19 protein-coding genes are annotated in these 22,246 nt (G+C 53.3%); 7 read left to right on the top strand and 12 right to left on the bottom strand.

From position 1 onward, the window contains the following. Window positions 1-25 precede the first annotated feature (25 nt). Window positions 26-760 (bottom strand): GNAT family N-acetyltransferase, encoded by a 735-nt coding sequence (locus tag KK078_RS09745; RefSeq protein WP_254090078.1) that lies wholly within the window; start codon window positions 758-760, stop codon window positions 26-28. A 30-nt stretch (window positions 761-790) separates the two neighbouring features. Next, window positions 791-1,054: a hypothetical protein gene (locus KK078_RS09740; protein ID WP_254090077.1), complete on the bottom strand. Its 264-nt coding sequence runs from the start codon at window positions 1,052-1,054 to the stop codon at window positions 791-793. Window positions 1,055-1,216: 162 nt separating this feature from the next. On the opposite strand from KK078_RS09740, the gene KK078_RS09735 reads away from it, so the two are divergent. Further along, complete coding sequence (locus KK078_RS09735) at window positions 1,217-1,855, top strand: hypothetical protein (RefSeq protein WP_254090076.1); 639 nt, start codon at window positions 1,217-1,219, stop codon at window positions 1,853-1,855. A gap of 58 nt (window positions 1,856-1,913) precedes the next feature. Here KK078_RS09735 and KK078_RS30420 read toward each other — a convergent pair whose 3' ends face one another. The 4 genes from KK078_RS30420 to KK078_RS09720 form a co-directional block, all read right to left on the bottom strand. Then, window positions 1,914-2,036: a hypothetical protein gene (locus tag KK078_RS30420; RefSeq protein WP_262898634.1), complete on the bottom strand. Its 123-nt coding sequence runs from the start codon at window positions 2,034-2,036 to the stop codon at window positions 1,914-1,916. After that, a complete protein-coding gene (locus tag KK078_RS09730; RefSeq protein ID WP_254090075.1) occupies window positions 2,033-2,626 on the bottom strand; it encodes a hypothetical protein in 594 nt (197 codons plus the stop codon). Before KK078_RS09730 ends, KK078_RS30420 begins: the two co-directional genes overlap by 4 nt. Window positions 2,627-2,680: 54 nt before the next feature. After that, window positions 2,681-3,592 (bottom strand): helix-turn-helix domain-containing protein, encoded by a 912-nt coding sequence (locus KK078_RS09725; RefSeq protein WP_254090074.1) that lies wholly within the window; start codon window positions 3,590-3,592, stop codon window positions 2,681-2,683. Between the two features lie 108 nt (window positions 3,593-3,700). After that, a complete protein-coding gene (locus KK078_RS09720; protein ID WP_254090073.1) occupies window positions 3,701-4,516 on the bottom strand; it encodes an SDR family oxidoreductase in 816 nt (271 codons plus the stop codon). Window positions 4,517-4,705: 189 nt separating this feature from the next. On the opposite strand from KK078_RS09720, the gene KK078_RS09715 reads away from it, so the two are divergent. Beyond that, window positions 4,706-5,527, top strand: a complete 822-nt coding sequence (locus tag KK078_RS09715) for a universal stress protein (protein ID WP_254090072.1) — start codon at window positions 4,706-4,708, stop codon at window positions 5,525-5,527. An 88-nt stretch (window positions 5,528-5,615) separates the two neighbouring features. Here KK078_RS09715 and KK078_RS09710 read toward each other — a convergent pair whose 3' ends face one another. Beyond that, entirely contained in the window at window positions 5,616-7,331 is a 1,716-nt protein-coding gene (locus KK078_RS09710) for a leucine-rich repeat domain-containing protein (protein WP_254090071.1), read from the bottom strand. A 276-nt stretch (window positions 7,332-7,607) separates the two neighbouring features. Between KK078_RS09710 and KK078_RS09705 the strand changes: the two genes are divergently transcribed. Both KK078_RS09705 and KK078_RS09700 read left to right on the top strand, forming a co-directional pair. Continuing rightward, window positions 7,608-8,486 (top strand): helix-turn-helix domain-containing protein, encoded by an 879-nt coding sequence (locus KK078_RS09705; protein WP_254090070.1) that lies wholly within the window; start codon window positions 7,608-7,610, stop codon window positions 8,484-8,486. 85 nt (window positions 8,487-8,571) lie between these two features. Then, window positions 8,572-9,555, top strand: a complete 984-nt coding sequence (locus KK078_RS09700) for an aldo/keto reductase (protein ID WP_254090069.1) — start codon at window positions 8,572-8,574, stop codon at window positions 9,553-9,555. Between the two features lie 68 nt (window positions 9,556-9,623). Here KK078_RS09700 and KK078_RS09695 read toward each other — a convergent pair whose 3' ends face one another. The 3 genes from KK078_RS09695 to KK078_RS09685 form a co-directional block, all read right to left on the bottom strand. Continuing rightward, entirely contained in the window at window positions 9,624-11,063 is a 1,440-nt protein-coding gene (locus KK078_RS09695) for a SusD/RagB family nutrient-binding outer membrane lipoprotein (protein ID WP_254090068.1), read from the bottom strand. A 12-nt stretch (window positions 11,064-11,075) separates the two neighbouring features. Beyond that, window positions 11,076-14,261, bottom strand: a complete 3,186-nt coding sequence (locus KK078_RS09690) for a SusC/RagA family TonB-linked outer membrane protein (protein WP_254090067.1) — start codon at window positions 14,259-14,261, stop codon at window positions 11,076-11,078. Between the two features lie 277 nt (window positions 14,262-14,538). Then, window positions 14,539-15,648, bottom strand: coding sequence for a M12 family metallopeptidase (locus KK078_RS09685; RefSeq protein ID WP_254090066.1), 1,110 nt, complete (start codon window positions 15,646-15,648; stop codon window positions 14,539-14,541). A 334-nt stretch (window positions 15,649-15,982) separates the two neighbouring features. Here KK078_RS09685 and KK078_RS09680 point away from each other — a divergent pair, with 334 nt between their 5' ends. Next, the gene (locus KK078_RS09680; protein WP_254090065.1) at window positions 15,983-17,989 is read left to right on the top strand and encodes a serine hydrolase; all 2,007 of its coding nucleotides are present in this window, start codon (window positions 15,983-15,985) and stop codon (window positions 17,987-17,989) included. Window positions 17,990-18,085: 96 nt separating this feature from the next. Continuing rightward, a complete protein-coding gene (locus KK078_RS09675) occupies window positions 18,086-18,811 on the top strand; it encodes a hypothetical protein (protein ID WP_254090064.1) in 726 nt (241 codons plus the stop codon). Between the two features lie 72 nt (window positions 18,812-18,883). Here KK078_RS09675 and KK078_RS09670 read toward each other — a convergent pair whose 3' ends face one another. Next, complete coding sequence (locus KK078_RS09670) at window positions 18,884-19,276, bottom strand: DUF1398 domain-containing protein (protein WP_254090063.1); 393 nt, start codon at window positions 19,274-19,276, stop codon at window positions 18,884-18,886. A 70-nt stretch (window positions 19,277-19,346) separates the two neighbouring features. After that, window positions 19,347-21,245, bottom strand: coding sequence for a helix-turn-helix domain-containing protein (locus KK078_RS09665; RefSeq protein WP_254090062.1), 1,899 nt, complete (start codon window positions 21,243-21,245; stop codon window positions 19,347-19,349). Window positions 21,246-21,859: 614 nt separating this feature from the next. Here KK078_RS09665 and KK078_RS09660 point away from each other — a divergent pair. Further along, complete coding sequence (locus KK078_RS09660) at window positions 21,860-22,246, top strand: DoxX family protein (RefSeq protein ID WP_254090061.1); 387 nt, start codon at window positions 21,860-21,862, stop codon at window positions 22,244-22,246.

Raw genomic sequence — 22,246 nt, 5'->3', positions numbered from 1 at the left:
TCGACGTAGCCATAGGGTACCGATATTACTCTTCGGGCTGCCTTCGCAGATCCGCGCTCAAACGCAGCCCGCAAACGACCATCCCCGCCTTTGACAATGTCGCTTTTGAAATTACATTGGATGTATTGCACCGGGCGGCGGGCACGCGCCCGAGCGCGTAAATCTCTTTCTTTAATTCCTGCACAAAAAAACTTCCAAACCCTTTACGGCGGTGCGCCTCGTGGATGTTATAGTAGATATCCGCATAAGGAAAATTGTAGTTGAGCATGAATCCGCCTTCGCCGATCTCTTCACCCTGGCTCGCCAATACATAGTGACAGTCATCGGGGTTTGGCTGCTGGCGCGGAAGAAGCGCGGTGTTTTCGATCTGAAAATGCGTCTCATGGTGGTCGGCAAACAAGATCGCATCCGTCTCCACATTCTCCGTAAACCGTTCAAACATCGGATAAAGAGATCTGTCGTTACTCTGACATTCCACGTACGATGCTTGAGACGCATGGCAGAAAGCCCTAAAAAATGGCTCTGCCAACGCGCGGTCGTCTTCCTCCAGGTAGAACTCAAAGATCGCATCGCGATCTTCCCGCTTTTCCTTTCCCCACACCGCTCCATATCCCACCAGGCGGCCGTCGATCCGGAAAGCATAGGCATCAGCCCAGTCGTAGCGATAGCATTTATCGAGCACAAACTGAATGTTGTTTTCCCGGAGAAACTCTGTTCTCAGACGGGCGATCGTCGAATACGTGGTCTTTGTAACGTCCATGGAAGTGCTGATTCGTATCACGCTTGTCCTTCATTCATCGGGATCATCGAGCTCACGCATCATCAGATTGTGGTAGAGATCGATCTTATGTTGCTCGTCGTCGGTCCAAACGTCCAGGTCGAGTGTCTGTTGTCGTGCATCCGACAAAGAAAGATTTTGATTAGCCTGGACAAATGCCACACAGCCCAGAAAGGAAACGCCCCTGGTCCTAAGCTCCATAACTTTGTTGCGTAGCGCGTTTACATCTTTCGGGACAAAGTTCAGGGCTTCGCTTTTTATCTCTTCCAGGGTCATGCTGTCAACCTTGTTATTTCCCGATTTTAAACTAAAATCTTGTAAAAACGGAATGATTTTATGGATTTAATCAGACCGGCCCCTGACCGCGAATTAAAAAAATGTAACCGACGAATAGGGGGACCCGGTACGATCGTTGTCATACCTGCAAACATCAAAACCATGAAGAAGCACTATATAATCATGCTGCTGTTGGCAGCAGCCGGAAACCTTTTTGCACAGCAGGAAACGACGGAAGAGCAACCGCAGACCGTATTTTCATTTAAGTCCGTTCAGTCGTCTGGATTTTACGGCGCCGTGACCAACGCTTCGACATCGATAAACGGCGAGTACGCAAACCTCAACGGCCTTTACTTCGGATATTTTGTCAACCAAAAACTGTTCGTCGGTATAGCCGGTGCCGCCACCAACACGTCGCTCCGCGTACCCGAAGCCCATAAAACCATAGCCGGTGCCGACCTGCGCTACCAATACGGGCACTTCGGACTGATGACCGAATACGTCATGAACTCCAATAAGAAAGTACACTTTGCTTTCAACCTGCTGTCGGGTGCCGGCTTCACCGCGCAATACCTCGATCGCGAAAGAGACGAAAGACGGTATAAGAATTACAGCCACGACACCGATTTCTTTGTCGTACTGGAACCCGGCGCACAGGTAGAGGTCAATCTCACCCGGTGGATGCGCGTGAGCCCCGGTATATCCTATCGCCAAACCATCGGCAGCGATGCCAAAGGCCTGGGCGATAGCGACCTGAGCAACGTGTCGGGAAACGTTACTCTTAAATTTGGAAAGTTCTGACGCAAGGTCCTCATGCACCTGCAGCAGGGTGCCCAGCTGTTTTTCAAGGGCGGCCTTTTCACGATCGTTGTACCACCCCTCGAAACTGGCGATATCGATGGTCTAACAGCACCAGGTCGGCCACCCGGACCTGGTCGAAGTAGATCAATCCGTCCTGGTGAAATATTTTGATATACCTCATACAGGATTGGCCGTTTTTTCCGTGATAATTTTATTCAGCTCCCAGGTGTTCATGTCCTGTATGTGATTCTTGAACGTGAACCAGGGCGTCCAGAATCGGGTCACGGTCGAAATGCTTGCGCCCGGGATGTTGCGCTGCAAGCCCGCCAACGCCGACGCTATGACCGATGTATTTTTTTTGACGATCCGCCGCGGAAGCGCGATCGTTATTCCCTCACGGAGCAGGTCGATCTCCCCATAATGAAATAGACGAATGAAAATGTCGGGATGCGTGCTAACACATTCGTTCCAGTCCGGTGCCCATATTTCGGTGTCATAGAAAAGTAATTTCTTGCCCGGTATAGGATTATCCCGATATTTCGTGGTCCACTTGCGATTGTTTTCTTCACTCCATTTCATTCGCCCAAAACCCAGCCACCGGTTCTCTTGCTCATAACCTTGATTTGTCCGGATGAATGCAGGGCGCTTGGATAAGTTGACGATCGTATCGATGAAGGGCAGCAACCGTTCCCAGTTCTCCCAGGTATAGAGAAACGCCTCGGATGATGTGTGGATTACCCAGACCTGGTATCGTGTGAATGAATTGTTCATACGGAGATAGACGTGTCTTCGGAGCGTATAATTATAGATTTTTCCGAAGTTCCCCTAATTCATGCTCCGAAATTCCATCGGTGTCTTACCTGTCTTTTGCTTAAAAAGCTTGTTAAAATATTGCGGATACTCAAACCCCAACAAATAGGCTATTTCCCCGACCGATTTATCGGTGCTCAGCAGAATGCTTTTGGCTTCCTCGATCAGATAAAAATGAATGTGATCCTGCGTATTCTTGCCCGTCTCCTTTTTGAGCAGGTCGCTCAGGTAGCCCGGCGACAGGTGAACCTGTTCGGCTAAATACTTCACAGTAGGCAACCCCAGCTCCCGGATGTCGTCTCTTTTGAAATACGCACGTAAGAATTTCTCCACCTGCGCCACAATGGAATTATGGGAGCTTTTTCGCGTGATGAACTGCCGCCCATAGAACCGGGTACAGTAGTTCAGCAGCAGCTCGATGTTGGAAACAATGATATTCTGACTATGGGTATCGATGTTCTCCTGTAATTCGTTTTGGATCTTTACGATACAATCGTACAACGTGCTTTTTTCTTTGTCTGACAAATGAAGGGCCTCCGATACTTCGTACGAAAAGAAATTATAGTCCTTCATTTTATCGTTCAGCGAAGTGGGACGGATCAGATCAGGATGAAAAAATAATCCCCAGCCTCGCAGCTCCGGCGTCTCTTCCTCGTCGTCATCCATTTCCAGCACCTGGTTGGGCGCCAGGCAGATCAGGCTGCCGTTTTGAAAGTCAACCGGTTTGCGGCCGTACTTTACGTTGTTCCGGTTATAGTTCTTACAGATCAGCGCGTAGAAATCGGTCGATACCTTGGTGTCACCGGCGATCTGCTCGTTTACCTGGCTGAAGTCCACCACAGCGATAAGCGGATGGAGAACGGGACGATCCAGCTGAAAGAACTTGTACATATCAGAGATCGTCGGCATGTGAATAAAGACACTCATAGATCCGGATTGGTCTTTGTAAAGAGCCGGGCCGTGACCTGCGCCACGACCCTATACTTAAAGATAAACAACTTTCCTCCAGGTTTAGCAGGACATAGCGCCATGAAATTAAAGTCCGAATTGCGTCTTGATCCCCTGAATAAAAGATTCATCGTCGGCTTGCCGGCGGCCCGCCAGGATCGCCTTAGCATCCTCTCCCGCCGTGTAGCGCAGCCGGTTGGAGCCGTCGGTGGCAGCCGTATAAATAACCTCGGCCACCACGCCGGCAGGCGAAGCGTTGGCAAAGAATGCCGGCATGCCCGTTAATACGTTGCCGACGATGCGCTGGTACTCGGTGTGTGTTTCGTCGTGGCTGAAATCCAGCGAACGACCGGCAAAGTCGGTGGCGATCGCACCCGGCTCGATGATCTTTACTTTGCCGTTAAACTCGGCTACCTCATAGCTCAACGCTTCAGAGATCCCCTCCACAGCGAATTTAGTTCCGTGGTACAACGCGCCGAGCGGGAATGTCATCTTGCCGCCGATAGAAGAAATATTGATGATCACGCCACCTTTGTTTTGACGGAAATGGGGCAGTAATGCCTTGGTAACGTCTAAAAGCCCGATGACATTGGTATCAAACTGACGAACGATCTTCTCCCGGGAAAAAGATTCGATCGTACCAAAAGCACCATACCCGGCGTTGTTTAATATAGCGTCGATCCTTCCAAACTTCCGGATGCCCTCGGCGACGGCGTTATGGATGGACTGCAGGTCCAGCACGTCGAGCCTGGTCAGCAACACGTGGGGCAACGTATTTAGTTCCGTGTCGGCCTCGGGTTTCCGCATGGTAGCGATGACATTCCATCCTTTTGATTGAAACAGGTTGACAGTTGCCTTTCCAATACCACTGCTTGCACCGGTGATTAAAATTGTCTTGCTCATGTTCTTTTGTGATTGATTACGATGCAAATCTGGCGCCCGCCGGGTGCCCGCCGGTAACACGAATTCGGGGAAGTTGTATGCTTTTTACGGATTCCGCGAAGAACCCGACAAAAGTCAGGCGGAAGGCTGAGGAGCGTCATGGACAATCCCGCGGATCGGTGGTTTATTTAAGCATTAAATCAATTCGCCATGAAAACGATTGTAGTCGCCACCGATTATTCTGCCACCGCCAACAATGCGCTCCAGTTCGGTGCCAGCCTGGCGCGGGTATTCAACGCTGAACTGGTACTGCTCAATGTCTTTCACCCCAGTGTACATGTTAGCAATTCCCTGGTAACGCCCGATGCAATCGACCACATCATTCGAAACAATGAAAATCGCTTGCGCGAGCTCGCCCTGGTCACAGGCTTACAATATCAGATCAAGGTTAACACCGTGAGCAAGACCGCCGACACCGTCGAAGCCCTGGAGGACTATGTAGACACCCATCCCGTAGACCTCGTCGTCATGGGCATGGACAGTAGCCTGCTGGAATACAAGCTGTTTGGCAACACCACAACGGCCGCCATCCGAAGCCTGAAGTTCCCGCTACTGGTCGTACCCAACGACATTCCCTTCAAAGGCATTAAGAGGATTGTATACGCCTGCGAGTACACCTACCTGAGCGAAGACAACCACCTGGAGCTGCTGAAAGTAATCACCCGGAAATTCGAAGCCAAGCTGCAGATCCTCCACGTAGAGACAAAAAAGGAACCCGCCCTGGCCGCAGTAGGCGAACAGATCATGGTCATGGATACGCTGCTGGAAGATGTGGACCACACCTATAGCGTGATCGAAAACACCAGCGTGGGGAACGGCATCACGCAAGGCCTGAAGGCGTGGAACGCCGACCTGCTGGTCATGGTACCCCATAAAGCCGGCTTTTGGGAATTGTTCCTGAAAGGCAGCGCCACCCGCGAAATGGCCTTGCGGACACGCGTACCCTTGCTGGTATTGCCGAATGTGAATTGAGCTCCGACTTCTACTTTACAGGTTGATGAAAGGGATTGCCCGCGTTATGCACGGGCTTTCCTGTTTTAAGGAGCGCTGTCGATAGGCGTTATTGCCATACGATGTTTGCCGTCGGAAATGTACGGGTGATCCGCTCCTTTACGTCATCGGTAAACTTGTTGTATTGCAAGTCGATGTACTCGAGATTCTTCAGCTGAAAAAACTCCTCCGGCAACCCGGTAAGATGGTTAAAGGAAAGATCCAGGCTTTTTAGTTTCTCCAGCTTGGAAATGCCGCGCAGCTCTTCCGGTTTCATACCGGGATTGAGGAGAACGGAGAAACGGCCGTCGGGCTCTGCCTGCTTATGGGCAAGCATCCACTCGAGATGTTTTCGTGATTCTTCGTCTTGTTCGGGCATCATCTCGATCCAGAGGTCTAACATGTCCTGGCCGAAGTATTGTTTATCTTCTTTATTCCGGTCGATCGAGAGATGCTCGAGCGATGTAATGGTAAAGACAATATCTTTCCAGGCGGCGAATTTCCGGCTGATCACCAATTTCTTCAGATTTTTGAACTGCGCGTAGTCGATGAGGTTGGGGGCTTTTGTTCGTCCACCGGTCCAAACAAATTCTTCCAACGTCTGAACCTGTAAAAAACTTTCGGGTATGGAGGCAAGCCAGTTCTCCCGCAGATCCAGGCGCTTTAAATTCTTCAGCCGCGTAATGAACTCCGGAAACGGCGCCGGCTGGGTCTTGTCCGTATAACATTGATACAGGCTGATCTCCTCCAGCCGATCCAGGCGAGCGAAGCTCGCAGGGAAGTTTAACGGCATATAGTTTACCTTCAGCACCGTTAACTGCTCCAGGTTCGCCAGTGTCTCGGGCAGGGTGGTCATATCGTGATTGCCACTCATCGTCAGAACGCGGAGCTTCTTCAGGTTGCCGATGCTGTCCGGCAGGTGCGTAAGACGGCAGCTCTCCAGATGCAGCTCCTCCAGGTTTTCGAGCCGGTCAAGATCCGCGGGCAGTTCCGTGATCGGGTTCTTCGAAAGATCCAGCTTCCGCAGATAGCGTAACCGTAAGATCGCATCGGGAAATTTCCGTTCGTTCCGGTCAGACCAGTCCAGTTCCTGCACCGCTTTGATCGTACCCGACACGAGCTTCTCCAGCGCTTCCGCATTTGCTATCCGCATGGGCTTGGCACCTTCCACAAACGGCGATTGCCCCGCACGGACCCATTCGATGAACTTCCACGCGTCAAACGTGCCTTTGTTCAGCGCCTCCGGCACAACGACCTCGGGTAAAGCCCCGCTCAAATAATCATAGTCGAAGAAATCGTGATGATCGCTGTAAGCGTTGATCAGAATAGCCCCCGAAGGCGTAATACCCGAGCTGTGATCGGAATTGATCACATAAGGAACGTGGGTGGTTCCGTCGATCTGGATAGAGCCATCGTTGTAATAGCCATAAAATGCATGCGTAATATGGGCATCGCCGGTAATAAAGATCGTGTCGTCGCCGCTGACAAGCACTTCGCAGGCCACGTTGCCGATAACGAGCAAACAAGGATGGTAGTCCCCGATGGCGATGTCGCCTTCGACCGTGAGATTGCCGTTCACGACGATGAGCAGGTCGTCGGCAGAAGCCTCGGCGTCCAGTGTTTGGAGAAGCGATTGTGCCCAGTCTTTGTCCAGCGTTTCGGTGAGCCGCGTATCACCTTCAAAGAAAAGCACATGGTCGTGGCTCAGCACGTCGATGTCGTTATATAGCTTGGCATCGATGCGTGCCCGTAGTGCTTCGTAGGGTAGTAGCAGAGGGTTACTCATAGGGAAAATGTCTTTTTATGGTTTTGTACATAACGAGCCGGCCGGTGCTATACGATCAACGTGCAGGTGAGCCGTTATAAACATGCCGGGCAAGGTAATTAAATTCCGGCAGGTAACATATCGTGTACCCGGCGCTCCCATCCAAAACAGCCACCCTGCATTGGCAAAGGACGGACGGCTTTTACCGTCGACTACACGGACAAAGAAACAGATGCCGGTTCGTCCCGGGTAAAAGATCAGCCGGTAAATAAGGTTTGATTTTATTACTTTTGTAGTATGACGAAAGGCACGGTATCGTCGGGAGCAGCGCTGGACATGTCGGACTTAAACACAAAGGGCTTTAAGGTCTATAAGTTTTCCGGCGGCAGGAGCCCGCAGCACAACCATGGCCGACGCGATTTTTACAAGATCGTGCTGGTCACCGGCAGCATGACCATTTCCTACGGCGACCAGACGATCGAGGTAAACGACACGTGCCTGATCCTGCTCAACCCGCGCGTGCCCCATTCCGTCGTTCACCGCGCGGAGCGCAGAGGTTACGCCTGTGTTTTTTCCGAAGCCTTTATTGCCGGCCGGGAACGCAAGCGATTATTGCAGGGCTCACCACTCATGCGCTCCGGCGCCGTGCCGGTGGTATACCTCAACGCCGAGCAGGCTGCATTTATATCGGGCGTCTATGAACGCATGCTGGCCGTCTACCGTGGCGAATACCCACAAAGGTCCGAGTTGTTAAAGACCTGCATCGAGCTGATCGTACACGAAGCGCTCACGATCCAACCCTTGCCGCACCCGCCCACACCGGGAAATGCCGCCACCCGCATCACGCATTTATTTATGGAAATGCTGGAAAGGCAGTTTCCCATCGAAAGTGCCGATGCCCCCCTCAAGCGCAGAACGCCACAGGACTTTGCCGAGGGCCTTTCCGTACACGTCAACTACCTGAACCGCTCCATCAAGGAAGTGACCGGCAAGCCCACGTCCGCTCTGATCGCCGAGCGGATCACCGCCGAAGCCAAGGCACTCCTCCAGCACACCGACTCGGGCATAGCCGACATTGCCTACAGCCTGGGCTTCGATTATCCTACCTATTTTAACAACTACTTCAAACGCATGACCGGCACAACGCCCAAGGCCTTTCGTACCGGCAAGGTTTGAAAATCATACTTGTTGGTTTGATTCTCTTTACCCGCGACCTTTCCTTTTGCGGCAGCTTTGTATGCATAAACATCATACAAAGAATATGAAGAAGAGAAAACTAAACGGGCTGGAAGTATCCGCCATAGGCTACGGGTGCATGGGCCTCAGCATGGGCTACGGCACCGCGCCCGATAAAGACGACGCTATCCGCCTGATGCATCGCGCCCACGACCTGGGCTGCACATTCTTCGACACCGCAGAACTATACGGCATGGGCGCCAACGAGCAGCTGGTAGGAGAGGCGGTACTAGACATTCGCGACAAGGTGGTGATCGCCACGAAATTCCTGCTGACAGAAAAAGGCAGTGAGTATAACACCCCCGGACGACTGATGCAGGAGCTCAGAAGCCGCCTGGAAAACTCCCTGAAACGGCTGGGCACCGACCACGTCGAATTGTACTATCAGCACCGGGTGAACAAAGACATCCCCGTGGAAGACATGGCGTATTGCATGGGCGAGCTCATCCGCGAAGGAAAGATCCTCGGCTGGGGACAGTCGCAGGCAACCGCCGAAGAGATACGCCGTGCCCACACGGTCACACCGCTCACGGCCATACAAAGCGAATACTCCATCATGGAGCGCAGGTTTGAAAACGATGTACTGCCGGTGTGCGAAGAACTGGGCATAGGCTTTGTACCCTTCTCACCCCTGGCCAACGGATTTTTATCCGGCAAAGTCAACCCCGAAGTACAATATACCGGCATGGACGCCCGCCGCGTGATCACCCGGTTCGACAAGGATAACATGATCGCCAACCAGCCCCTGCTGGAAGTGATCCGCCAGGTTGCAGCAGACAAGCACGCCACCCCGGCACAGATCTCCCTGGCCTGGATGCTGCACAAGAGCGATTGTATCGTACCCATCCCCGGCTCCCGCAACGCAGCGCGCATCGAAGAGAACCTCGGCGCAGCCGCCATTACGCTGACGGCGGCGGAATACACCGCCATGGAAGATGAGCTCGCAAAGATCGAGATCCATGGCAACCGAACGGATGAAGATATCGCGAAGCTGCGAACGCTGAAATGAGCCTTACCGCGCCAGCAATAAAAAAGCCTGGAGTCCATGACCCCAGGCTTTTATACTTGACTATATTCCTACTGCTTATCAAACCACAACCGCGTAGTCAACGCATCCGTGCCCTGCACATTCACCGCATCGCGATAGCTCTTCCCATTCAACGACTGCTCGCTGCCCGGGTAAATAAACCGTACAGGGATCTTGCCCGCCAGCACACCATTCACCGCGGGCGTTAACTGCGGATAATCCAGGCGACGCCACTCGCTGAAGGCCTCCGGGCCCTGACCGAACAGCGCAATCCACTTCTGCGTGCCGATCGATTCGCGGTAGTTCGCCGCGTTGTATTGTACCGCCGGTTGGTCCAGGTAATCGTCGATGACCGTTGTGTTGGTAACACCAAACTGTTGCAACGACGCCGTAATAGCTTGTTCGTACAACGCTTCGGCATCGCCGGTCATAAACTCACGTTCTACCGCTTCGGCCAGGTTGAATAATACTTCCGAATAGCTCAGCACGACGCCCGGAGCGTCTGATCGCAGGAAATAAGAACCCGGCTTCGATGTTTTGGTCAGCCCGAGGTCACTGGCGGCGTCGTTCGTCAACCCGTTCGGCACACCGATATAAACTTCGGGGGTTGTGGCCTCCGTTGGACTGGCGAATACCGGCAGGCGCGGATCGCTCAGCGTCCGCAGGGTCTCTACCATCGTGCGGCTGACGCGGTAATCGTTACGCGTTTCAAAGTTCAGCGCGATGGGGTTTTGGTTCGGCGAGCTGGCATATACCAGGCGGGCAAGCTCGTCGTTGCTGCTGATGATCGGTTCACCTTGCAGGTCGGTGATCACCTCGCGTGCTTTATCTTCCGCCTGGTCGGCAATGCGCAAGGCGTACCGCAGGCGTAAGGCATTGCCGAACTTGATCCAGTTGGCAATGTTTCCGTTGTATAAAATATCACCGGCAATAGCGTCTCCCTCCGGATCGAGAAGTTCCACCGCAGTCTTCAGATCGTCCAGGATGCCCCCGTACACAACGTCCTGACCATCGTACGCCGGTGCCAGTTGATCTGTGATTTGAATAGCATACCGGTACGGAACCGCGCCGTACAGGTCTGTAAGGCTGGCGAACAGCCACGACCGCAAAATAAGCGCCACGCCTTTGTAGTTATCGTTACCGGATTCTTCCGCCAGCGTCGTGATCTCCGCCAGGTCGGCAAGGCCCACAGAATAGAAACCCTTCCAGGTCGATTCAAAGCTGGTGTTCGTGTACCGATACCGGTCTGGGTCGGTATACTGGATCTTGGCCAGGTGCTGCACAAAGAGTAACGTGCTGTTCATATTGTTGTCAACACCCCAGTACGTGTCCACCGACGCCTTGATCGCATTCGTCAGCAAATAGTCGGGTTGAGGGTGCAAGGCCTCGTTGGGGTTGACGTTGGTGTCCGTCAGATCGTCGCCACACGCCACGGCCAGTGCCGCGACAACGACAAGGGATACAAGCTTTTTGATATATCGGGTATTCATATAGATCGTCAATTAGAAATTCAACGTAATGTTAAAGCCATAGCTGCGGGTAGTCGGCAGCTGTAAGTCTTCCAGGCCTTGCGCGTTGCTGGTGCTCAGCGCTGTTTCCGGATCGATGTGCGGCGCGTCTTTGTGAATGATCCACAGGTTGCGGCCGACGAGCGACACCGTCGCCGACTGCAGCCCCACGCGCTGCGTGAGCGAAGACGGTATGGTATAGCCAAGCTTTACCTCGCGCAACTTCACAAAGGTGGCATCAAACGTATTGTACTCACCGTTGACCGCTAACGTTTTGTAATAGAGCGGTGCCGGCGCGATCGTCGTGTTGGGGCTGCCGTCGGCCGTCACGCCGTTAAACAAGATCCCGTCGTGATACACGATTTCACCGTTCGGCGCGGAAGCGTTGTGATCGGCCAGCGCCACGGGGGTTGTGCCGGTATCGTCGCCCGCAAAGTAGTAGGGCAGGCCGCCGTGTTCGGCATCACGGCCGTTCAACGTTTCGGCCAGCACGCCGGTCTGGAGACCCGTCGAGCGTGTGCCCGAGTAGATCTGGCCACCCATGCGCACATCCACCAGGAAGCTCAGGCTAACACCTTTGTACGACACGGCGTTGTTGATCCCGCCGATCCAATTCGGTGTAAACCGGCCCAGGACTTTATTGCTCGGATCGATCGCCGGCGTACCATCGGCGCTCACCACGATCTGACCTTGTGCATTGCGCAGGAAGCCCGAACCGAACAGCACACCGTACGGCTCGCCTACACCCGCGCGTACTTCCACACCGTCAGAGCCCAGGCGATACGACTGTAAAAATCCTTCTTTATCCAGCTCCACCACCTTGCTCACGTTCTTCGCCCAGTTTACACTCACCTCCCAGCGGAAGCCCGCGGGCGTAATGACCGGCACACCGGTAAGCTGCAGTTCAACACCGCGGTTCTCGATCTCGCCGGCGTTGATCAGCTTGGAAGTATAGCCCGTGCTGGGGCTGACGTCTACGTTCAGGATCTGATCCTTACTGCGCGTGAAATAATAACTGGCGTCAACGTTGATCCGATCGTCCAGGAAGCTCGCTTCAACACCCGCCTCCGTCGAGGTGGTCGTTTCGGGCTTCAGGTCGGCATTCAGGTATTTGTCTGAAACCGTCAGGCGCGGACTGCTGCCAAAGGGAACGCTAAAAGGATATGTATTGATGAGCTGGTACGGATCGGCATCCTTACCCACCTTAGACCAGCCGGCACGTACTTTTACAAACGACACCGTGTTGCTGGCAAAGCCCAGTGCTTCCGACAGCACAACGCTGGCGTTGACAGACGGGTAGAAGTAGGAGTTGTTGTTAGAGGGCAACGTACTGGACCAGTCGTTGCGGGCCGTCAGGTTCAGGAACGCATAATTGCGGAAACCCACCTGGCCGGAGGCAAACAAGCTATAGATCTTTTGGCGGCTGTAGAAGTTGGTAGACTGCAGCGGGTCGCGCGAGTTGTTTAGCGTATAGACACCTTTCACCGCCAGGCGTGGCGCGAACTGGTTGTTCTCCTCCTGGAACCGGTATTGGTAGTTGGCACCACCCAGCACATCCACGTTAAAGTCGGGTGTAATGTCTTTCTTATAGTTTAAGGTAAACTGCGTGTTGTTCTCGTTGACCGCATAGCCGATCTCCTGGTACGAACCGAACGGCGTACCGTTGGTGCCATAGGCTATCCTGATCTTGCGACGGTCGTTGTACAGGTCGTTGCCCGTGCGGAAGTTGGCGGTAAGGCCTTCCACGATCTTATAGTTCAGGTTGACATTGCCAAAGAACCGATCGCGGCGCTGCCCCACGGTATTTTCATACGCCACCCAATACGGGTTGCTGTAATAACTGTTGTTCCAGTTGAACGTGTTGCCGTCGGCATCCTTATAATCTTTCAGGCGGTTGATATCCACCTGCCGCCCGAACCAGGTGAACTGCAGCATGGTGCTGGTAGACCGCTTGCCAAACGTGCCGGGCAGGTTATCCGACTCCGTGCGGATAAAGTTTGCGCTCGTCGACAGGGTCACCTTCGGATGCAGTGTATAGCTGGCATTGACGCTGAACGAGTTCTTGGTCTGATCGGTATTGGGCACAACGCCTTTCTGCCTGGAGTTGTTATACGAGAAACGATAGTCGAAACCTTCTTTGGCCCCCGAAATAGCGACACCGTTGTTGATCGTATGCCCGGTGACAAAGAAATCCTTTACGTTATCGGGGTGCGGTAAGAACGGTACAGCCTCACCGTTGGAATAGAATTGCGGGATCAGCCTGCCGTCCATTTTCGGTCCCCAGCTTTCATCGACACCGTCGTTTACACCACCGCCTTTGCCGTCCACATACGAGAACTCGCCGCCGGCTCCCTGGCCGTATACATTCTGATAGTCGGGCAGCACCAGCAGGCGCTCGAACGTAACGCCCGAAGTAACCGCTATACCCAGACCGCGTTTGCCCGCGCGTCCTTTTTTAGTGTTGATAATGATCACGCCGTTGGCCGCACGCGAACCGTACAGGGCCGCGGCATTGGGGCCTTTCAATACACTGATGGACTCGATGTCTTCTGTATTGATATCGGAAATGGCATTCGGAAAATCGCGCGAAGCGTCGGACTTGGTGAGCTGTGAGTTATCCACCGGCAGACCATCGACCACAAACAACGGCTGGTTGTTACCGGCGATAGAGGTCTCACCCCGGATCACAATGCGCGATGAGCCCAGGTTGCCCTGGCTGTTCGTGACACGCACCCCGGCCACTTTGCCCGAGAGCGCATTCACCAGGTTGTTCTCGCGTGCTTCGCTCAGCTGGTTGGATTTTACCTCTTGCACGGTATACCCAAGCGACTTCTTCTCCTTGCTGATACCCAGGGCCGTCACGACGATCTCCTCGAGCTTGCCCTCGTCATCTTCTAACGTCGCCGTGATCGTCGATTGACTTCCGACCGGCACTTCGATACTTTTATAACCGATATAGGAAAACAGCAATACATCCGACGCGGCCACTTGCAGGACAAACTTACCGTCGGCGTCGGTTTGAACACCGCGGGTAGTACCTTTCACAATAACGTTGGCGCCCGGTAACGGTGTGCCGTCACTGCCAACGACAGTCCCTTCCACTGTTCTGTCCTGTGCCCAGGCATAGGTCGTCACGAGTAAAAAAAAGACAATACAAATCCTTCGTACAAATTTTTCCATTGCACTTGCTTTAAGTAAAGAGTGTTACGTTTTAAAAAATAGGGTTAGGAGCCCAGGTGGTGGGTAAATGGGTCAGACAAAAGTATTACATTTCTAATGCCTACCAAACTTATGGATTAATAAATAAAGCGACACCGATCCCGGGGCGTTGATAATCAGCAAGATGATGCATGAAAAAAAATATCAAAACGTGCACGCGCACGAGTCAGGATGTTTAGTTGGCGCGAGTCGATCTCCCCCAATATGGAGGACCGATGAGACTCGCGCCGGGGATAGATCAGATCACCATCAACGATCCCATTCCTTCACTGCTCGAATAGAATAATCTGACGCGCACGACATACTCGCGCCCTTTGATCAAGCGTAAATGGAGCCTGGAGTTTAAGTTTGTTCCGCTATCGTCGTCTCCCGCGATATAAACTTCTTCGCCTCCCTGTCGCTCGAACAATACCATCACGGTATCCAGCGCGCCAAACGTCTGGATCTTATACTTCCGGTTCACCGTCGGTTTAAAAACAAAATTCTTCTGCTCACCCGGCTTGATATCGAGCGGTGCCGATTTGCCCACCGTCAGCTTCGTATAGTCGGTGGGTACCAGGGGCGGGTAAAACTTTTTCACGAACTCCTTATCCTTTGCCGAAAGACCACCCGCCGGGAAGATCCCGTTCCGGAATGCCACCGGCTCTTTGATCAACCCCGCTTCAAACGGATAGTGCATGATCGAATTCGGATCGTGTGTAGAACCTTCCACTTCGCTCGCCGGCAATTTGCGGATGATGTTGTGATACGTCGTCTCACGACTCCAGTTGTTGGGCGGCGCAGCAAGGGCGGCATATACCGCTTCTTCGTCCCACACGATGCCGGCGTTGGGATTTTGGTGCTCGTGCGGAGCACCCAGCGTGTGGCCGATCTCATGAATGGCCGTGTCGATATCGTTGACAAGGCTCCAGCCGAAGTTCATCGTTCGCTCGTTGGGAGAGCCGGCCACATCGATGATGTCGCGGCCCACATACGACCACGCACCGTCGCCACGCATAAAGCCGATGCGGATCTCTGCATCTTCCTTGTTACTGACCTCTTCGAACTCCAGGCCGATGCCTTGCTTCTTCCACACCGCAAACGCGTCCTTGACAACATTCTTTTGCGTCGCGTCGCCCTTCCACGAAGCCGGAGAGCCGTCGCCGCCGGTAAAGAAATAATACCGCAGCTTGGTGCCGTTGACCCATTTGCGGTCCGATACCAGGATCATCGCCGCCCGGAACGCGCTTACGTCCGCGTCGAATGTTCTCGGAGGTACGTTTACAAGTGTACAATACTTAGGATGAGCCACAGCAGCACCATTGCCGGATGCCGAGCCCTTAGCAGAGGAGGAGGTTTTTTTGACCATACATGTAGGGGTTAAAATATAGAAAGCCCATCCATCTACCGGTGATGGCAGAAAGATGGGCTTGTTAATAAGTATATGAAATTCCGGAATTACCCGTGCAATTGCAAGTGGTCCGGAACGAAACGGTATTTTTCCCGGAAATACATTCGGGAAACCTATAATTATACACTTATGTCATGCCCTTTTGCATGCCATAAACGGACAAAAAATGTCCATCGCTGAACAGTCGTTGTAACACGGTCTTATGCTATAGATCAAATTCTATGAGATAGTATACGTGTAATTTATTGGTCGGGTATTTGTAACCATTCCACAAAATACCGGTCTAATCACCATGGAGAAAAACTATATCCCCCTGAAAAAAATGGCACAGCTGGGTTGCTGCCTGTTGCTCATGCTTGTCGGCACACGTGTAACGCTGGCCCACAATGGCGCCAGCGCCCTGGTATATCCCCTCAAAAACATCCGGGTTGACGGCGACTTGGCCGACTGGAAAGACACCAGGCAGTATGTGCTTGCCCTGGCGCAAGCAGACGTAAAGCCCCAGAACGCCGAGGACTTCTCCGGTTATTTCATGATCGGCTACAACCTGGGTGAAAGATCGCTCTATATAGCCATCGAGATCACCGACAGCGACTATGTCGTAGACACGACACGCCGGGTGGGCTGGAACACACAAGACGCGCTGCAGCTATGTTTCGATGTCAATCATCTTGCCACGGGCTCTGGCGTAAACGCCTATATCTATTCGGAGACCTTCAAACATCTCGATGCCAACAAATGGGATGCTGCCACGAAGCAAGTTGCCTGGGACAAGTCGGAGATAAAGATGACCCGAAAGGGCAGCAAGCGCATGTATGAGTTCAGGATTTACATGGGCGACGCAATTCAGCCGGGCCGCTCCATGGGGTTTGACCTGCTGGCATTCGATAAAGATGCCGACGGGTTCGGCTGGAATGCCTGGGGCGCAGGCGACGGAAAATACCAGAACTCCCATGCGCTGGGCGATATCATCTTCATGAAGGAGAATGAGCGCGGGGGTACCGTATCAGGCCGGGTAAAAATGATAAACGCCGCCAACATAAAGATACCGGCACGATTGAAGTTCACATCCACCGCGTCGGCGCAGACCTGGATTACCGCCTCGGTCGACTCCCTCGGGAACTACAGCACCCAACTGCCAGGGGGGAGCTACACCGTGGCCCTGGCCGACAAGTACGTTCCCAAAGAGTCTCACGTATACACCATCACGATCCCCTCGCAACCCAATATAAAAGTAAAACCCAACGGCGCCGTAAAGATCCCGCCCATCAGTGCCACCGTGGCCGAGGCCCCCGACCTGATCCCCGCCAAAGGCGTGTTGACGACCTTCGACAGTCAGTCACCCCAGGCGATCGATAACTTTATCGAAACCTACCAGCAGTACTATAAGATCCCCGGCGTGTCGCTGGCGCTGATAAAAGATGGAAAGGTAGTATACCACAAAATCTACGGCACCAAAAACAGCATGACACACGAGCCCGTAAACGACAGCACGCTGTTTGAAGCCGCCTCCATCACCAAACCCGTCTTTGCCTATGCCGTACAACGCCTCGCCGAGCGCGGCGTGATCGACCTCGACAAACCCCTCTATCAATATTTACCCTTCAAAGACATCGAGGACGACGACCGGTACAAGCTCATTACCGCGCGCCATGTCATTACCCACCGCACGGGTTTCCCCAACTGGCGCAATGGCAAACTGATCATCAACTTTACCCCCGGCACCCAATTCGGTTATTCCGGCGAAGGCTTTCAATACCTTCAAATGGTTGTAAAAAGCATCACGGGCAAAAGCACGATACAGATGCTGACCGAAGAAGTGCTGAACCCGCTGGACATGCACCACACCTTCTTCGCCAACAACGACCGCCTGATGCGGCTGGTGGCCACGGGCCACTTCGACAACATACCCTCGTCCGACCTGCCGCCCGAACATCCCGGCATGGCCTTCAGCATGCACACCGAAGCGTTGGAGTTCACCCACTTCATGCTGCAGCTCCTGAATCAGAAAGGCCTGTCACCCGCCACCTACACAAACATGCTCAGCGAGCGCTCACCCTACCCGTTGGAGAAAGGCGAAGAACCACGCAAGTATAAAGTCTACATGGGCGAGAGCCTGGAAGTGCGCGAATCCCCCTTCGGTCAGGTTTTCGGCCACGGCGGCAACAACGGCGACTTCCGCTGCCAGTTCGAAGTATACAAAGATGCCAACATGGGCTACGCCATCTTCACCAATGCCAGCACCGCCTACCCGTTGATCGAAAAAATGCGGCAACTGTTAGTAGAAGGAAAGCCGTGACCGAATAACAGGGTAAAAATAACGGCGTCGATCGCGGAAAGAGAGTCGGGATAAATAGTCCCGACTCTTTTTTGTATCTTAACACAAATCGATAGCATGAAACATATACTTATGGCCGTAATCCTGCTGCTGGGCTCAATGCCGCTGCTTGCACAATCCCAGGAGTCTCCCAGAACAGTTGTTAGACGCTTTTCGCTCACTCCCCAAAAACATCACCTGCACGTCAGAGGTATCACGATCGGTATATCTGCGCACTCCCTGGAATTGACCGATACGCTGTACACCCGCGTAGACGGCCTCAACCTGGAAATTGGCCCGATGGGGATAATCGGTGGGTTATGGGGTACCATGTTTGGCTTCGCCGGAGGCCGGGATGACAAAAATCGTCGCGTAGGGTTCTTCGCCAGACATGGCTTCAAGGCTGCCCGGGAGATGCAATACCCCCGCTACGGCACGCATATCCACGGCGTTTCCATCAGCCTCGGCGGACTCACCGAAGACTTTTCCAAAGGCCTCATCATAAACGGCCTCTCCGGATTTAGCTATACCATGAGCGGCGTACAGATCAGCGGTCTCCTCAACGAATCATACCAAACCAAGGGTGTTTCCATTGCCGGCCTGGTAAACCATGCCACGCGTGCCCACGGTCTGCAAATAGGACTCATCAACAACTGCCGCACCGGCAAGGTCGTGCAGATCGGATTATTCAACCGCATCGGCAATCGCATCGTACCGTTCGTAAACCTTCGCTTCGGCAAAGAGCCCGACCTGGGCGAGGAGTATGCAAAACGAAATCGCAGAGACCGTCACCGCCGCGTCTGAAACGGTTGGCGGGATGGCTTCACTCCGTGATGGGCGGACGGTGAGAAGCGTGGCGGATAATCCCGCACAGCATTACACACGAGGAATCTCTTCGGTCAGAACCTCATTGGCATGACGGTCGTAGTACGTGCATGTGTGCAGGTCCATGCGCACGATCCACTGGCCCACGCCCTGGGCGGCACATTGGCCACAAAAGGTGAAGTAATCGGTTTTGCCTTGCTGGTGTGCCCGCAGGTCGGTCTGGAATTGCCGTGGGTTGGCGACCCCGGCAATAGCCCGTAAGGCATAGCGCGCCGGTGACGTTGTTTTATAGCCGTCGGCGCCGTGGTACACGGTATGACCGTCGGCAACGGACGTTTCGTACCAGGCTATACCCATACCTTTGAGTTCTTCAAAGTAGCGCGGGAAATCCGCACCGCTTTTAACCTTCGCATGCGCGGCGTTGATCTGTTCGAGCGTAAACATAGATGTTTGATTTTTTACGATGTAAAGGTCGTCGCGGCGAAGGTCCGCGGATTGTAAAAAATCGTTTTTCTTAGTTGGCTACTGTGAAGAATGTATCGGGCGTCTCGCCCGTAAACGATTTGAAGGTTTTGATGAAATGGGCCTGGTCATAAAAACCGGCCGCATGCGCCAGGTGTGTAAGCGACTGCCGCGCGTGGTAGCTCTTCAACACGTGCCGGAAGCGCACCAGTGCTGCGAACTTTTTTGGCGACGTACCGACCGCCTGCCGGAAGCGTTTCTCCAGCGGGCCCTGGCTGATATTGAGCTGGGCCGCCAGGTCTGTTATCCGCAAGTTTCCCTGGTGCTGATGAATAAGTGCCAGGGCTGCCAGTACAAGCTTATCGGGCGTCGTGTCGCGCAGGCGGCCGATCAGAAACCGTTCTGTCAGCGCGATGCGGTCCTGATCTGTGTTGGCTTCGGCGAGTTGTTCCTCAAAGACCAATAGCTCCGAACGAAGCATAAAATTGTCGAGCGAGACGCTTTCGTCAAACAGCTCGTGCAGCGGCATGTTAAAGAACGGCGCGGCGCCTGCCTCTTTGAAATATACCAGCACCGTGCCTGTGTGCGCAGCGTTCCGGAATATCCGCGGGGTATCGTGCAACCCGGTAATGCCTGCGGTGGAAAGTGGGTTGACCGCTGCATCCTGGATACGGACCAGCTGCCCCCGGTATTGAAAGCCGATGACAAGATTCGTTCCCGGCAATACTTTATACTCCTTCGTCTCTGCTTCTTCCGAGATCATGAAAGAAGCAACGTAAGGTTTTAACACGTCGCACGGTATGTACGCGGCAGCGGGCACGTCGGTAGGTGGTTCACACAAAGATACGGCATTTTGCGTTGTGGTGATACAGGCAATGTTCTCCCGCCCATCTGCCGGAACAACATACCGATAGGTACTGGCCGCTCGCGTTTCGGTTGATGCTTCCTTCAACGTATAGACATACTGTGTCGCAGCTTCATCCGCCGGCAGCAACGCTGTGACGGGCACGCCCGGATCGTCTGGTGCGCTTTTACATTCTGCAGCATGTTCACCGTCGGCCGGCGATACCACATCCTCCAGAAGTCCCTCGCGTTTTCCGAGTCGATCATCGCCATCGTTCCTTTTTTCAGACGCCCCGTCTTTCCCCTGCAAGGCCATGATCCTGGCCGCGCCAAACCGTGTCACTTCTTCGATCGTGCCATACTGGCGTAAAGACCCGTATTCAATTCCGATCGATAACATCAACGTCCACGAATCGTCCGGCGGGAGCACATTCATGGCGAGCTCCAGCGTGGCGCCCGCCATTCCTTCCAGGGAAGGGTTCCAATCCGTCGAAGCGCTGATGGAGTTGTACGCCGGGCTATACCATGTCGGCGGCAGGTATTCTTTAGACGGCACGTCGAATGTTACGTCGGGCACAATGCCTAACGTAACGATCAGGCGGAACATGGCGTGATTGTTCTGCGGAAAATAATTAATATCACGGAGGAGCTCGGGGAGATTCACGCGGGCGGAACGTTTTTGCCGGTCCAATGTATAGTATATCGGAGCGCGCACAATGGAGTCGAAGCTCGGGGCTTTTCGTGTGGTGGAGAAACCTTCCAGCAGGCGCGCATGTTCGGAGAGTGTGATCCGCCGCCGGCCCCATTCGCCGGTGTCGTCGCGCAACTGGATCTGGTGCATGAGGCTGTTGATATCGCTACCAAAATTGTAATCCGACAGGTGCCGGATCTGGAGCAACGCCCTCCGCACATAACTGCCGTGCCGCGAGCAACCGCCGAACTCCGACATCGTACGACGCGTATTTTTAAAGCTGTCGGCGGTTTTTACTTTTTCTCCGCTCGGGCCGCCTTTACGACGAACGACGATCCCGTCGACGTTGCGCATGCGGTAGGCGCTGAACATGTCCAGTGTGCCTGTAAAGGCGAATGGTCCTTCAAGAAAGGGCATAATCGATTGGTTTTCAAAGTAACGAGAGGGTTTTAGACAACGATCAAAATTGTAACGGTGTCCAGATCGAATTTACGAAAAGACTGTATACTGTCTATCTTTTAAATAATTTAAATTTTAAGGAAAAAGTTATTTATCAGGGATATCCAATAGCTATATAATTATTGGATATCTATTGGTTAATATTTGATAAACTATTGGATATATATTGGATATTCTCATAGTTGAAGGGCACTTTACCGGATTTTTCAGGGGACTTTTATGGTACTGTCGGTAAAGACGGGAAATGTCGAGGTGCACCGCTTATGTAGTGCTTTGTGGGTGGCGGCTGGTTCCGATTTTAGTGGGCGATCATCGCGTGTTTCGCACTTTTTGGGAAACGCCTCTGGCGCCGGCCTACTCCTGGCTACCGCAGGCATGCCTGCGCTTCGCAGAGCCCTGCCTGCCGGACTAGCACCGGCGCCAGGGTAGGGCGCCGGGCCTGCTTGTCGGCGCGATCACCTGCCGTATCATGCGGTATATTACGATGTCTTCACGACAATAATCACAATCGAATTTTATATTCGTTCCGGGAGGATGTATATTAGTATGCCTACCAATCTTAACCCTCGGCCATGACTTCCAAACGCTTCCTCGATTCAACGCTGATCCTTCGCGTCACGCTCTTCATCATTTTAATTACGCACAGCATACCGGGGATGCTCAACGGCGGCGTGCAATCTTTCGGCAATGACTATCTTAATGCGATCGGCTTTGCACCTGTAGGCGTTCCGCTGGCGTGGGCGATCAAGCTTTCACATGTGGTGTGTGCAGTGGCGTTGTTATTTCGTCGGTATGTAGCCATAGCGGCTATTATTACAATTGTTATTCTGGTAATGGGCATTATACTGGTGCACTACCCCGAAGGTTGGTTTGTTGTGGGCGGCGGGCGCAATGGTATGGAGTATAATGTATTGTTGATCAGCGTACTGATCTATCTTATGCTGATCGAGTGGAAGTGA

This window comes from Dawidia soli (assembly GCF_018598185.1).
In the GTDB taxonomy this organism is placed as follows: domain Bacteria; phylum Bacteroidota; class Bacteroidia; order Cytophagales; family Cyclobacteriaceae; genus Ohtaekwangia; species Ohtaekwangia soli.
Note: the sequence above shows the minus strand (reverse complement) of the source record. Positions and strands in the feature narration are given on the sequence as shown.

Excerpts from the sequence above, each read along its gene's own strand:
- KK078_RS09745 (WP_254090078.1), bottom strand. The coding sequence starts at position 760 with ATGGACGTTACAAAGACCACGTATTCGACGATCGCCCGTCTGAGAACA.
- KK078_RS09740 (WP_254090077.1), bottom strand. The coding sequence starts at position 1,054 with ATGACCCTGGAAGAGATAAAAAGCGAAGCCCTGAACTTTGTCCCGAAA.
- KK078_RS09735 (WP_254090076.1), top strand. The coding sequence starts at position 1,217 with ATGAAGAAGCACTATATAATCATGCTGCTGTTGGCAGCAGCCGGAAAC.
- KK078_RS30420 (WP_262898634.1), bottom strand. The coding sequence starts at position 2,036 with ATGAGGTATATCAAAATATTTCACCAGGACGGATTGATCTACTTCGAC.
- KK078_RS09730 (WP_254090075.1), bottom strand. The coding sequence starts at position 2,626 with ATGAACAATTCATTCACACGATACCAGGTCTGGGTAATCCACACATCA.
- KK078_RS09725 (WP_254090074.1), bottom strand. The coding sequence starts at position 3,592 with ATGAGTGTCTTTATTCACATGCCGACGATCTCTGATATGTACAAGTTC.
- KK078_RS09720 (WP_254090073.1), bottom strand. The coding sequence starts at position 4,516 with ATGAGCAAGACAATTTTAATCACCGGTGCAAGCAGTGGTATTGGAAAG.
- KK078_RS09715 (WP_254090072.1), top strand. The coding sequence starts at position 4,706 with ATGAAAACGATTGTAGTCGCCACCGATTATTCTGCCACCGCCAACAAT.
- KK078_RS09710 (WP_254090071.1), bottom strand. The coding sequence starts at position 7,331 with ATGAGTAACCCTCTGCTACTACCCTACGAAGCACTACGGGCACGCATC.
- KK078_RS09705 (WP_254090070.1), top strand. The coding sequence starts at position 7,608 with ATGACGAAAGGCACGGTATCGTCGGGAGCAGCGCTGGACATGTCGGAC.
- KK078_RS09700 (WP_254090069.1), top strand. The coding sequence starts at position 8,572 with ATGAAGAAGAGAAAACTAAACGGGCTGGAAGTATCCGCCATAGGCTAC.
- KK078_RS09695 (WP_254090068.1), bottom strand. The coding sequence starts at position 11,063 with ATGAATACCCGATATATCAAAAAGCTTGTATCCCTTGTCGTTGTCGCG.
- KK078_RS09690 (WP_254090067.1), bottom strand. The coding sequence starts at position 14,261 with ATGGAAAAATTTGTACGAAGGATTTGTATTGTCTTTTTTTTACTCGTG.
- KK078_RS09685 (WP_254090066.1), bottom strand. The coding sequence starts at position 15,648 with ATGGTCAAAAAAACCTCCTCCTCTGCTAAGGGCTCGGCATCCGGCAAT.
- KK078_RS09680 (WP_254090065.1), top strand. The coding sequence starts at position 15,983 with ATGGAGAAAAACTATATCCCCCTGAAAAAAATGGCACAGCTGGGTTGC.
- KK078_RS09675 (WP_254090064.1), top strand. The coding sequence starts at position 18,086 with ATGAAACATATACTTATGGCCGTAATCCTGCTGCTGGGCTCAATGCCG.
- KK078_RS09670 (WP_254090063.1), bottom strand. The coding sequence starts at position 19,276 with ATGTTTACGCTCGAACAGATCAACGCCGCGCATGCGAAGGTTAAAAGC.
- KK078_RS09665 (WP_254090062.1), bottom strand. The coding sequence starts at position 21,245 with ATGCCCTTTCTTGAAGGACCATTCGCCTTTACAGGCACACTGGACATG.
- KK078_RS09660 (WP_254090061.1), top strand. The coding sequence starts at position 21,860 with ATGACTTCCAAACGCTTCCTCGATTCAACGCTGATCCTTCGCGTCACG.